10 protein-coding genes are annotated in these 12,110 nt (G+C 70.1%); 6 read left to right on the top strand and 4 right to left on the bottom strand.

Annotation, left to right across the window (positions count from 1 at the left end):
• Nucleotides 1-6 precede the first annotated feature (6 nt).
• Nucleotides 7-1,251: a glycosyl hydrolase gene (locus EDF51_RS05875; protein ID WP_134194136.1), complete on the bottom strand. Its 1,245-nt coding sequence runs from the start codon at nt 1,249-1,251 to the stop codon at nt 7-9.
• A gap of 213 nt (nt 1,252-1,464) precedes the next feature.
• Between EDF51_RS05875 and valS the strand changes: the two genes are divergently transcribed.
• Nucleotides 1,465-4,059, top strand: coding sequence for a valine--tRNA ligase (gene valS, locus EDF51_RS05870; protein WP_166673498.1), 2,595 nt, complete (start codon nt 1,465-1,467; stop codon nt 4,057-4,059).
• Nucleotides 4,060-4,124: 65 nt separating this feature from the next.
• A complete protein-coding gene (locus EDF51_RS05865) occupies nt 4,125-4,376 on the top strand; it encodes a hypothetical protein (RefSeq protein WP_123293970.1) in 252 nt (83 codons plus the stop codon).
• Between the two features lie 81 nt (nt 4,377-4,457).
• On the opposite strand, the gene EDF51_RS05860 is transcribed toward EDF51_RS05865, so the two are convergent.
• Nucleotides 4,458-5,294 (bottom strand): alpha/beta hydrolase, encoded by an 837-nt coding sequence (locus tag EDF51_RS05860; RefSeq protein WP_131845440.1) that lies wholly within the window; start codon nt 5,292-5,294, stop codon nt 4,458-4,460.
• Between the two features lie 122 nt (nt 5,295-5,416).
• Between EDF51_RS05860 and EDF51_RS05855 the strand changes: the two genes are divergently transcribed.
• Nucleotides 5,417-6,016 carry a TetR family transcriptional regulator gene (locus tag EDF51_RS05855; protein ID WP_131845439.1) on the top strand — a complete coding sequence of 200 codons (600 nt, stop codon included), beginning with the start codon at nt 5,417-5,419 and terminating at the stop codon, nt 6,014-6,016.
• 234 nt (nt 6,017-6,250) lie between these two features.
• Nucleotides 6,251-8,275 (top strand): M3 family metallopeptidase, encoded by a 2,025-nt coding sequence (locus tag EDF51_RS05850; RefSeq protein WP_134194134.1) that lies wholly within the window; start codon nt 6,251-6,253, stop codon nt 8,273-8,275.
• A 199-nt stretch (nt 8,276-8,474) separates the two neighbouring features.
• On the opposite strand, the gene clpX is transcribed toward EDF51_RS05850, so the two are convergent.
• On the bottom strand, nt 8,475-9,755 hold the full coding sequence (clpX, locus tag EDF51_RS05845) for an ATP-dependent Clp protease ATP-binding subunit ClpX (RefSeq protein WP_017886000.1): 1,281 nt from the start codon (nt 9,753-9,755) through the stop codon (nt 8,475-8,477).
• A 233-nt stretch (nt 9,756-9,988) separates the two neighbouring features.
• On the opposite strand from clpX, the gene EDF51_RS05840 reads away from it, so the two are divergent.
• Both EDF51_RS05840 and EDF51_RS05835 read left to right on the top strand, forming a co-directional pair.
• Nucleotides 9,989-10,717, top strand: coding sequence for a YcnI family protein (locus EDF51_RS05840; RefSeq protein ID WP_131845437.1), 729 nt, complete (start codon nt 9,989-9,991; stop codon nt 10,715-10,717).
• Between the two features lie 50 nt (nt 10,718-10,767).
• Nucleotides 10,768-11,373 carry a copper resistance CopC family protein gene (locus tag EDF51_RS05835; RefSeq protein ID WP_166673497.1) on the top strand — a complete coding sequence of 202 codons (606 nt, stop codon included), beginning with the start codon at nt 10,768-10,770 and terminating at the stop codon, nt 11,371-11,373.
• A 62-nt stretch (nt 11,374-11,435) separates the two neighbouring features.
• Here EDF51_RS05835 and EDF51_RS05830 read toward each other — a convergent pair whose 3' ends face one another.
• A complete protein-coding gene (locus tag EDF51_RS05830; RefSeq protein ID WP_111075987.1) occupies nt 11,436-12,095 on the bottom strand; it encodes an ATP-dependent Clp protease proteolytic subunit in 660 nt (219 codons plus the stop codon).
• Between the last annotated feature and the right edge of the window lie 15 nt (nt 12,096-12,110).

Here is a 12,110-nt window from a genome sequence, read left to right as displayed (position 1 = left end):
GACGCGTCACCGATCGGAGCGGAGGAACACCGGGGCTGCCCGGACCCGCACCGACGCCGCACCGCGGACCACGGTCAGCCGGCTCGTCGCCCCGGTCGCCGAGACCAGCGAGGAGCCGCCCGGCATGCCGACCGACGTCGTGCGGACTCCCGACGTCGACCAGACGACGCGGACCACGTCCCCGCCCGAGCCGTACCTGACGATCCAGACCCCGCCCGTGCCGGCCCGTTCGACCGCCACGAACCGGCGATCACCGACGGTGCGCACGAGGACCGCGTAGGCCGCGGCAGCCCGCCGCGCCGTGTACCCACCACTGGCTGAGCCGTACAGGCCGTACCCGGTCGGTGTCGACGCCGCGTCGTTCAGGGTGAACGGCACGACGAGCGTGACACCGAGGTGCGCGGCGAGCGCTCCCCAGCGCACCAGCCAGGCGGACTGCACTGCGGGGGTGACGGTACCCGCCTGCCCCGGCGGACCGGCCTGCCAGCCGCCTTCGGTCCACCAGACCGGGACGGAGCGGTGTTGCGCCGTGAGGGCCGTCCGGAGCTCCCGCATCGCGGGCCCCAGAGTCGTCTCCGGCGGTCGTGTCCCGGTGTACGCGTGGACCGACACCGCGTCGACCGTCGCCGGACCACCTGCGGCGAGCCACTGCCGGAGCCACGGGTGCAGGCCGTCCGCCCCGAGCAGGCTCATGGCGGGACCCGCCACCACGGAGCCCGGCGCCGCGGCGTGGACGGCCGCGGACGCCGCCCGGGTCAGTGCGACGTAGCGTGCAGCACTGCTGGCCTCCGGCGCGACGGTGTTCGGCCACTCGTTCCAGATCTCGTACCCCGCCACGTCCGGGCCGAACGTCGCGGCGACGAACCCCGCGTACCGCGCGAACGCGGCGATGCCGGCGGCTGTGGTCGGACCACCACCGCCGTCGTGGTGGGGATTGCCGTAGTCGAGGACGATGAGCGGTCGGATCCCCGCCGCGCGGAGACGGTCGACGGACTTCCGGTACGACGCGGGCATGACGAGTTCGTCCCGGGCTTTCTCGACGCCCGTCCACCACAGGTCGACCCGAGCGGTCCCCACGCCGAGCCCCGCCGCGAGGGCCACCTTCGCGCCGTCCGCCGTGGTGTCGATGCCGGAACCGATCCCGAACCGAGCCGAACCGGTCGCGGCCGCAGCCGGCACCGGCGGGGACATCGGCAGGAGCAGCGCGGCCACACCGACGAAGGCGGTCGCGACTTTCTCGAAGGTATTCACGGATTGCACCCTACGAGCATTTCCGATCAATGCAAACAATTGCATTCGTGCGGCATTTGCGTATTTCCGCCGAAAGAATTCCCCATCCAGCATTCCCGCGGTCGACTCCGGGTCTCCGGTACCGGGTAACCTTGGGACACCACGCACCAGGCGTGGACACTCAGGCACCTCATCACGGACTCGGTGCCGCACACACGCACGGAAGGCGCAGCCATGACCAAGCCCATGCCCGAGAAGCCCAGCGTCGACGGACTCGAGCAGGTCTGGGGGCCGGTCTGGGAGCAGGACGGCACCTACCGCTTCGACCGTGACGCCGCCGGCCACCGCGACGCCGTCTACTCGATCGACACCCCGCCGCCGACCGCCTCCGGGTCGCTGCACATCGGGCACGTCTTCTCGTACACGCACACCGACCTCAAGGCGCGGTTCGAGCGCATGCGGGGCAAGCACGTCTTCTACCCGATGGGCTGGGACGACAACGGCCTGCCGACCGAGCGCCGCGTGCAGAACTACTACGGCGTCCGCTGCGACCCGACGCTCCCCTACGACCCCGACTTCACGCCGCCGTTCGAGGGCGGCGACGGCAAGTCGTCGAAGGCCGCCGACCAGCTGCCGATCTCGCGCCGCAACTTCATCGCGCTGTGCGACCAGCTGACCGTGCAGGACGAGCAGCAGTTCGAGGAGCTCTTCCGCACCCTCGGGCTGTCGGTGGACTGGACGCAGTCGTACCGCACCATCGACGACACCTCGCGGGCCAGCGCCCAGCGTGCCTTCCTCCGCAACCTCGAGCGCGGCGAGGCCTACCAGGCCGACGCCCCGACCCTGTGGGACGTCACGTTCCGCACCGCGGTCGCGCAGGCCGAGCTCGAGGACAAGGAGATGCCCGGCGCGTACCACGGCATCGCGTTCCACCGTGCGGACGGCGGCGACGACGTCGTGATCCAGACGACCCGTCCCGAGCTGCTGCCGGCGTGCGTCGCCCTCGTCGCGCACCCGGACGACGAGCGGTTCCAGGACCTGTTCGGCACCACGGTCCGCTCCCCCCTGTTCGACGTCGAGGTCCCGGTGCTCGCACACCACCTGGCGCAGAAGGACAAGGGTGCCGGCATCGCGATGGTCAGCACCTTCGGCGACACCACCGACGTGGTCTGGTGGCGCGAGCTGCAGCTGCCGAACCGCGCGATCCTCGGCTTCGACGGCCGTGTCCGTTCCGACGAGCCCGCGTGGATCGAGTCGGCGACCGGCAAGGCGCTCTACGCCGAGATGGCCGGCAAGACCGTGTTCTCGGCGAAGAAGGTCGTCGTGGACGCCCTGACCGAGTCCGGCGAGCTCGTCGGCGACGTCAAGACGATCAACCACCCGGTGAAGTTCTTCGAGAAGGGCGACAAGCCCCTCGAGATCGTCTCGACCCGCCAGTGGTACATCGTCAACGGTGCCCGCGACGAAGCCCTGAAGACGACGCTCCGCGCCCGCGGCGAGGAGATCGCGTTCCACCCGGACTTCATGCGCGTCCGCTACGACAACTGGGTCGGTGGCCTGTCCGGCGACTGGCTCATCTCGCGCCAGCGGTTCTTCGGCGTGCCGATCCCGGTCTGGTACCCGCTCGACGCCGATGGCAACCCGGTGTTCGACCAGCCGATCGTCCCGACCGAGGCGCAGCTGCCCGTCGACCCGTCGTCCGACCCGGCACCCGGCTACTCCGAGGACCAGCGCGGCGTCGCTAGCGGGTTCCAGGGCGAACTCGACGTCATGGACACCTGGGCCACCTCGTCGCTCACCCCGCAGCTCGCGGGCAAGTGGGAGACCGACCCGGCGCTGTACGACCTGGTGTACCCGTACGACGTCCGCCCGCAGGCACAGGACATCATCCGCACGTGGCTCTTCACGACGGTGCTCCGCAGCCAGCTCGAAGCGGACACCGTGCCGTGGAAGCACGCGAGCATCTCCGGCTTCATCGTCGACCCCGACCGCAAGAAGATGTCGAAGTCGAAGGGCAACGTCGTCACGCCGCTGTCGATCCTCGAGCAGCACGGTGCCGACGCGGTCCGCTACTGGGCGGCCTCGTCCAAGCTCGGCACCGATGCGGCCTTCGACCCGCAGAACCCGAAGCAGATCAAGGTCGGCCGTCGTCTGGCGATCAAGGTCCTGAACGCCGCCAAGTTCGTCTACGGCTTCCCGCTTCCCGAGGGCGCCACGAGCGTGACCGAAGCACTCGACGTCGACATGCTCGCCGAGCTCGGTGCGGTCGTCGAGCAGGCCACCGCCGCGTTCAACGGCTTCGACCACGCCCGCGCGCTCGAGATCACGGAGCGGTTCTTCTGGACCTTCTGCGACGACTACCTCGAGCTCGTGAAGGAACGTGCCTACGGCACGGCGGCCGACGCGACGCACGAGACCCAGGCGAGCGCGGTCCTGGCGCTGCGCGGCGCGATCGACGTGCTGCTCCGACTGCTGGCACCGTTCCTCCCGTACGCGACGGAAGAGGTGTGGGCCTGGACCCACGAGACCAGCGTGCACCGGGCCTCCTGGCCGACCGCTGCTGACCTGCCCACCGACGCGGCCCCCACCGGGCTGCTCGCGGCCGTCGGACAGGCGCTCATCGGGATCCGCGGCGCGAAGACGTCGGCGAAGGCGTCCCAGAAGACGCCCGTCACGCGTGCCGTCGTCGCCGCGCCGGCCGAGACGCGGGCGCTCATCGAGCGCGCGGCGGTCGACCTGGCGGCCGTCGGCCGCATCGAGAACCTGTCGTTCGTCGACGGCGACGAGCTCGCCGTCACCGAGATCGAGCTGGCGGAACAGCAGGCGTAACGTCGGTCGTCCGGGCCGGGTCGCGTCGGCGACCCGGCCCGTCCACCACCGGACAGGAGGCACGGATGCAGTTGGGCACACGATGGAGCGTGGGTGGGGAGCCGCCTGCGCGACTGCCCGAGGCGATGGTCGTCGCCGTGCGCGGGGTCGAGGACGAGCTGGCGGCCGAGTCGGTCGACACGGGGACCTGGGGCTGGACCCTGACGTTCCTCGAGGGCAAGCCGATCGTCGAGCTCGACGACGGCACCTCGATCCACCTCGACGATGCCGGGCACGCCCAGGTCACGAACCCCGACGACGCCGCGGAAGAGGACTAGCGCGGGGCGAGGTTGCTTGGTGAGCAGAAATGGTCGGGTCCCCGGTGGGAACCCGACCATTTCTGCTCACGATGCGAGCGGCTACTCGGCGAGCCAGGTGAGCAGGACCTCGTTCACCTCGGCGGTGTGCGTGGTGAGCAGGCCGTGCGGGGCGCCCTCGATCTCGACGTACTTCGCGGCCGGCAGGGCCTTGGTGAAGCGGCGACCGGTGGCGTCGATCGGCAGGATGTTGTCCGCCGTGCCGTGCACGATGAGCGCCGGGACGGTGACCTTCGGGATGTCCTGACGGAAGTCGGTCGGCCACGTCAGAGGTGCTGCGGCGGACGCGATCGCACCCGAGCCGGCGGCGATGTTCCAGGCGTTGCGGACGGCCTCTTCCGAGATGCGCGAGCCGAGGTTCTCCGACAGGTTGAAGAAGTCCTGGTAGAAGTTCGTGAAGTACGCGTACCGGTCCTTCTTGACGTCGGCGGCGATGCCCTCGAAGAACGACATCGGGCCGGCGCCGTCGGGGTTGTCGTCGGTGATGGCCAGGAAGGGCTCGAGCGAGGCGAGGAACGCGACCTTGGCGATCCGGTCCTGTCCGTGGCGGCCGATGTAGCGGGCGATCTCACCGGTGCCCATCGAGAAACCGACCAGGATCACCTCGCGCAGGTCGAGGGTCTCGAGGACGGTGTGCAGGTCGTCGGCGAAGGTGTCGTAGTCGTAGCCGGTGCTCGGCTGCGAGGACTGCCCGAAGCCGCGGCGGTCGTACGTGATCACGCGGTAGCCGGCCTCGAGCAGGGCCGGGGTCTGGCCCTCCCACGAGTTGCCGTCGAGGGGGAAGCCGTGGATCAGCACGATCGGCTGACCGGTTCCCTTGTCCTCGTAGTGGAGTTCGATGTCGACGCTGTTCTCGGTTCCGACGGTGATGGCACCCATGATCGTTTCCTTCCCTGAGCCTCGCGGAGAACGTTCGTTCTCTGTCGATGTGCCTTACACTAGAGAACGATCGTTCCCGGCGCAACTCGGGAACGGTGAACACGCAGCGAACGGGGTACGTCATGGCAACCAGCACCATCAGCACGGTCGACGCCGACGTCCGCGCACACATCGTGGACGTCGCCGACCAGCTGTTCTACGCGCGCGGCATCCAGTCCGTCGGCATGGACGAGATCCGCACGGGCGCAGGCGTCTCGCTGAAGAAGCTCTACGCGGCGTTCCCCGGCAAGGAGCAGCTCATCGCGGCCGTCCTGTCCGGGCGGCACGACCTGTGGGAGCGCGGCGTGCACGGCGCGGTCGAGGCGGCCACGACCCCGCGCGACAAGCTGCTCGCCGTGTACGACTTCCTCGAGTCGTGGTTCGGCGACGACACGTTCCGCGGCTGCGGGTTCATCAACGCCTTCGGGGAGCTCGGTGCGACCTCGCCCGCGGTCGCCGAGATCGCCCGCGACCACAAGGACTCGTTCCAACGGTTCGTGCAGGAGCTCACCGCCGAGGTCGTCACCGATCCGGACCGTGCCGAGGAACTCGCCGCACAGCTCGCCCTGCTCGCCGAGGGCGCGCAGACCACTGCTGCCATCGCCGGCACCACGGAACCTGCAGCGCACGCCCGCCGTGCCGCGTCGACGCTGATCGACGCCGCGACGGGGCCGTCCCGCTGACCTGGTCGTTCCGGGCGTACCTGGTCGTTCCGGGCGTACCTGGCCGTTCCGGGCGTACCTGGTCGTTCCGGGCGTACCTGGTCGGTTCTTCCGACCAGGTACGCCCGATTCCGCTTTCCAGTCCGGTCGCGATGGGAAGGAACGCGACCACAGGGCGGTCGGGAGGCGCGGGGCCAGGCCGCCACGGGCCTCCCGTCCGCCCCGTCGCGGCGCGACGTCCGTAGGGTGGTTGCCATGGCAACCCCGTTCGACGTCCCGAGCACCCTCCTCTACGCCCTGCCGCCCTTCGGCGACGTGCGACTCGAGCACTACCGACCGGCCTTCGAGGCCGGCATGGCCGAGCAGCGCGCCGAGGTCGAGGCCATCGCCACCGATCCGCACGCACCGACGGTCGAGAACACCCTCATCGCCCTCGAGCGCTCCGGGCAGCTGCTGACCCGTGTCAGCCACGTGTTCTTCACGCTGTCGTCGGCGGACTCGACGCCGGAGCTGCACGACCTCGAGGCCGAGGTCTCGCCGTTGCTCGCCGCCCACCGCGACGCGATCACGCTGGACTCCCGGCTCTACGCCCGCGTGCAGTCCGTGCTCGACGGCGCCGCAGCCGCCGGGCTCGAGGGCGAAGCGCTCCGCCTGGTCGAGCGCACCCACGCGGAGATGACCCTGGCGGGCGCCGGGCTCGACGACGCCGGCAAGGAGCGCCTGACCGCGATCAACCAGGAGCTGTCCACGCTCACCACCACCTTCGAGCGCAACCTGCTCGAGGACACCAACGACTCCGCCGTGCACGTCACCGACGAAGCCGAGCTCGAGGGGCTCGACGGGGGTGCGAAGTCCGCCGCTGCCGGGTCCGCTGCGGACCGCGGCCTCGAGGGCTGGCTCATCACCCTGCCGCTCTACACCGGCCACCCGTGGCTGCCGTCGCTCGCGAACCGCGACCTGCGCGAGCGGATCATGCGCGCCTCGCTCGCCCGCGGCCGCCGCGGCAACCAGTACGACAACCGCGAGGTCCTGCTGCGCATCGTGCGGCTCCGTGCCGAGCGCGCCGAACTGCTCGGGTTCCCGAACCACGCCGCCGTCGTCACCGCCGACGAGACGGCGAAGACCCCCGAAGCCGTCGACGGCCTGCTGTCGTCGCTCGTCGGCGCTGCGGCACGGAACGCCGACGACGAGCGGGCCGTCCGGTCCCGCACGGTCGGGTTCGACATCGAGTCGTGGGACTGGGCGTACGCCACCGAGATCCTGCGCGGCGAGCAGTTCGCCGCGGACAGCTCGGCGCTCCGACCGTACTTCGAGGCCGACCGGGTCCTGCACGACGGTGTCTTCCACGCCGCGGGTGCCCTCTACGGCCTGACCTTCACCGAGCGCCCGGACCTGCACGGCTACAACGACGAGGTCCGTGTCTTCGAGGTCACCGGCGAGGACGACGAACCGGTCGGGCTCTACCTGCTCGACCTGTACACGCGCGACGGCAAGCGCGGCGGCGCGTGGATGAACCCCGTGGTCGAGCAGTCCGAGCTGCTCGGCACGCTGCCCGTCGTGGTGAACAACCTCAACGTCGCGAAGCCGGCACCCGGGTCGCCGACGCTGCTCATCCAGGACGAGGTCGAGACGCTCTTCCACGAGTTCGGCCACGCGCTGCACGGCCTCATCGCCCGCACCACGTACCCCCGGTTCTCGGGCACGAACGTCGAGCGCGACTTCGTCGAGTTCCCGAGCCAGGTGAACGAGATGTGGGTGTCGTGGCCGTCGGTCCTGGCGAACTACGCGAAGCACCACGAGACCGGTGCCCCGCTGCCGCCCGAGCTCGTCCTGGGCCTGAGCGAGTCCGAGGGCTTCAACGAGGGCTTCGGCACGACGGAGTACCTGGCCGCGGCGCTCCTCGACCAGGCGTGGCACCGGCTGTCCTCCGCCGACGCCGCTGCGGTCACGTCCGTCGAGGACTTCGAGCGGAACGCCCTCGCCGCCGCCGGCATCGCCGTCGAGGCCGTGCCCCCGCGCTACTCGTCGACGTACTTCGCGCACACGTTCTCGGGCGGGTACGACGCCGGGTACTACGGCTACATCTGGTCGGAGGTGCTCGACGCCGACACGGTCGAGTGGTTCCGTGACAACGGCGGGCTGGACCGCGCGGCCGGTCGGCGCTTCGCGGAACGGCTGCTGGGTGTCGGCGGCGCGAAGGACCCGCTCGAGGCGTACCGCGACTTCCGGGGCCGCGACGCCGAGGTCGGCCCGCTGCTGCGGCGCCGCGGGCTCGAGTAGGGCGCTGCGGGACCGGGCGCTTCCGGGCGTACCGCGTCGAATCGGGCGTACCTGGTCGGAACTTCCGACCAGGTACGCCCGATCTCACCTTCCATCGCAGCCGTCATGGGAAGAACCAGACGTCGTCCGCCGCGCCGACCGCCCCACCACGACGAAGCCCCGCACCGATCCGGTGCGGGGCTTCGTCGCGAGCGGAGCGCTACGCCGACTTCTCGACGCGCTTCGCCCGCGGCCGGGGCACGATGGTCGGCGCCGCGTTCTCGAGCACGGACTCGCGGGTGATCACCACGCGGGCGACGTCGTCGTCGGACGGGACGTCGAACATGACCGGGCCGAGCACCTCTTCGAGGATGGCGCGCAGACCACGGGCTCCGGTCTGGCGCAGCACAGCCAGGTCGGCGATCGCCTCGAGCGCACCCTGGTCGAACTCGAGCTCGACGCCGTCGATCTGGAACATCCGCTGGTACTGCTTGACCAGGGCGTTCTTCGGCTCGGTCAGGATCTGCATGAGCGCTGCCTGGTCGAGCTGCGACACCGTGGTGACGACGGGCAGACGACCGATGAACTCGGGGATCAGGCCGAACTTGTGCAGGTCTTCCGGCAGGACCTCGGAGTACAGGTCCTGGTGGTCGGTCGCACTGTGCAGCGGCGCCCCGAAGCCGATCCCCCGCTTGCCGACGCGCGAGGACACGATGTCCTCGAGCCCGGCGAACGCACCGGCCACGATGAAAAGGACGTTCGTCGTGTCGATCTGGATGAACTCCTGGTGCGGGTGCTTGCGGCCACCCTGCGGCGGGACCGACGCGACCGTGCCCTCGAGGATCTTGAGCAGTGCCTGCTGCACGCCTTCGCCGGAGACGTCGCGCGTGATCGACGGGTTCTCGGCCTTGCGGGCGATCTTGTCGACCTCGTCGATGTAGATGATGCCGGTCTCGGCGCGCTTGACGTCGTAATCAGCGGCCTGGATCAGCTTGAGCAGGATGTTCTCGACGTCTTCACCGACGTAGCCGGCCTCGGTCAGGGCGGTGGCGTCGGCGACGGCGAACGGCACGTTGAGGCGCTTCGCCAGGGTCTGCGCCAGGTAGGTCTTGCCGCAGCCGGTCGGGCCGATGAGCAGGATGTTCGACTTCGCGATCTCGATGTCGTCGCGGTCTTCGGCAGCGGTGATCTGCCCCTGCGCACGGATGCGCTTGTAGTGGTTGTAGACGGCCACGGCGAGGGCACGCTTCGCCGGGTCCTGCCCGATGACGTACTCCTGCAGGAAGTCGAAGATCTCGCGGGGCTTCGGCAGTTCGAAGTCACCGCTCGAGGTGTCCTCGCCGGCTTCTGCCAGACGCTCCTCGATGATCTCGTTGCACAGCTCGACGCACTCGTCGCAGATGTAGACACCCGGACCGGCGATCAACTGCTGGACCTGCTTCTGGCTCTTGCCGCAGAAGGAGCACTTGAGGAGGTCCCCGCTCTCTCCGATGCGTGCCATTGCCGTGCCTCCCTGGTTGGACGTGCCGGCCCGCGCACTCGCACCGGCCGCTGGTGCACCGCTGCTGGTGGGCACCTCGTCGTGGACACGAGCCTAACCGCAACCGGTGACACCGACCGTGCGGCGCCGCGGGATTTCGCGCGCGCGTTCGCCCAGGGCGTTCGGGCCTGCTACCGTGATCCAGTCTTCTCTACAAGTTGTAGAAACACCGTCCCGACCATCGAAGGATCCCCATGCAGAAGCGTCTCGCCGCCGGCGGCGCCGTCACCCTCGGCGCCGTGGCCGTCATCGTCCTCGGCACCGCCGGCGCAGCCAGCGCGCACGTGTCCGCGACGGCCACCTCGACCGCCGCGAACTCGTACACCACGGCGACCTTCTCGGTCCCGCACGGCTGCGACGGCTCCCCCACCACGAAGATCGAGTTCCAGGTGCCGGAGTCCGTCATCGAGGTCACCCCCACCGTGAACCCGAACTGGAAGATCACGAAGGCGACCGAGCCGTACACGAGCCCCTCCGCCGCGGCCGACGGTGAGCACGCCGAGGACGCCGCCGAGCGCGTCACGAGCATCACCTACACCGCGAAGACCCCGCTCCCCGCCGACGAGCGCGACACCTTCGCCCTCTCCTTCTCGCTGCCGGACGGCAAGGCCGGTGACCTCGTCGAGTTCCCCGCGATCCAGACCTGCGAGAAGGGCTCGGTCGAGTGGAACCAGGAGCAGCAGGCCGGCGAGGCCGAGCCCGAGCACCCGGCCCCCTCGATCACGCTGACCGCGGCCGAGGCCACGGACGACGACGGTGACCCGGTCGCCACCACCCCGACCGCCGAGGCCGCATCCGGCTCGACGACCCCCGCGGACCCCGACCTGGTCGGCCGCTTCCTCGGCCTGGGCGGTCTGGTGCTCGGCGCCGTCGCCCTGGTCGTCGCCGTCGCCGGCACGCGTCGTCGGAGCTCCGCCAAGTGACGCAGCGCGGCTCGCGTCGGACTCGGCTGCGGTCCTCTGCCTGGAGGCTCGTGGCCGGGTCCGCCGCGGCCGTCGCGATCGCGGGCGGTGCGGTCCTCGGGCTCGCGGGTCCCGCCAGCGCGCACAACTACCTGATCGCGTCCACGCCGGAGGTCGGCGGCACGCTCACGAGCCTGCCGAAGGCGTTCGAGATCACCACGAACGACAAGCTGCTCGACATCGGCGACTCCGGGTCGGGCTTCGCCTTCCGGGTCGTGGGCCCGGACGGGAAGTACTACGAGGACGGCTGCGTCGACATCGACGGCCCCTCGATGACCACGCCCGCCGCACTCGGCGACTCGGGGAAGTACACCGTCGAGTGGCAGATCGTCTCCGCCGACGGCCACACCGTCTCCGACGAGTACGCCTTCACGTGGAAGGCCCCGTCCGGCTTCTCCGCGGCCTCGGGATCGGCCACGCCGCCGACCTGCGCCACCGCGGGAGACGACTCCACCGAGGCCGCCACCACCGGCACCGCCTCGGGTGACACCGACTCGGCCGCGACCGACGCGCTCTGGATCGGCGCCGGAGGCGTCGTCCTCGTCGCCGCGGTCGTCGCGGTCCTGCTGCTCCTGCGGCGCCGCCCCGCGCCCCAGACGGACGACACCGAAGACTGACACCGCCGCACGACGAAGGCCCCACACCGATCGGTGCGGGGCCTTCGTCGTTCCTGCTGGTGCTACTTGACGAGCGCCGGCAGGTTCTTGCGGCTGGTGAGGACCTGGTCGATCAGGCCGTACTCCACGGCTTCCTGCGCGGACATGATCTTGTCGCGCTCGATGTCGTGGTTGATCTCCGCCGGCGTCTTGTTGGAGTGCTTCGACAGCGTCTCCTCGAGCCAGGTGCGCATGCGGAGGATCTCGGCCGCCTGGATCTCGATGTCCGACGCCTGACCGCCACCCTGCTGGACAGCGGGCTGGTGGATGAGCACGCGGGCGTTCGGCAGGGCCAGACGCTTGCCCGGCGTGCCACCGGCGAGGAGCACCGACGCGGCCGAGGCGGCCTGACCGAGGCAGACCGTCTGGATCTGCGGACGGATGTACTGCATCGTGTCGTAGATCGCCGTCATCGCGGTGAACGAGCCACCGGGCGAGTTGATGTACATGACGATGTCGCGGTCGGGGTCCATCGACTCGAGCACGAGCAGCTGGGCCATGACGTCGTCAGCCGACGCGTCGTCGACCTGGACACCGAGGAACACGATGCGGTCCTCGAAGAGCTTCGCGTACGGGTCCTGGCGCTTGTAGCCGTAGGCCGTGCGCTCCTCGAAGCTCGGCAGGATGTACCGATCGGAGGGAGCCGGGACGTTCTGCGCGCCACCGAGCATTGGGAGATGCATTCTCGTTTCCTTTTC

It is taken from the genome of Curtobacterium sp. PhB25, assembly GCF_004365375.1.
Taxonomy (GTDB): Bacteria; Actinomycetota; Actinomycetes; order Actinomycetales; family Microbacteriaceae; genus Curtobacterium.
The sequence above is the reverse complement of the archived record's forward strand: the minus strand, read 5'-3'. Positions and strand labels throughout refer to the sequence as shown.

Coding starts and splice junctions, on each gene's coding strand:
- EDF51_RS05865 (WP_123293970.1), top strand. CDS start 4,125: ATGCAGTTGGGCACACGATGGAGCGTGGGTGGGGAGCCGCCTGCGCGA.
- EDF51_RS05855 (WP_131845439.1), top strand. CDS start 5,417: ATGGCAACCAGCACCATCAGCACGGTCGACGCCGACGTCCGCGCACAC.
- EDF51_RS05840 (WP_131845437.1), top strand. CDS start 9,989: ATGCAGAAGCGTCTCGCCGCCGGCGGCGCCGTCACCCTCGGCGCCGTG.
- valS (WP_166673498.1), top strand. CDS start 1,465: ATGACCAAGCCCATGCCCGAGAAGCCCAGCGTCGACGGACTCGAGCAG.
- clpX (WP_017886000.1), bottom strand. CDS start 9,755: ATGGCACGCATCGGAGAGAGCGGGGACCTCCTCAAGTGCTCCTTCTGC.
- EDF51_RS05860 (WP_131845440.1), bottom strand. CDS start 5,294: ATGGGTGCCATCACCGTCGGAACCGAGAACAGCGTCGACATCGAACTC.
- EDF51_RS05850 (WP_134194134.1), top strand. CDS start 6,251: ATGGCAACCCCGTTCGACGTCCCGAGCACCCTCCTCTACGCCCTGCCG.
- EDF51_RS05830 (WP_111075987.1), bottom strand. CDS start 12,095: ATGCATCTCCCAATGCTCGGTGGCGCGCAGAACGTCCCGGCTCCCTCC.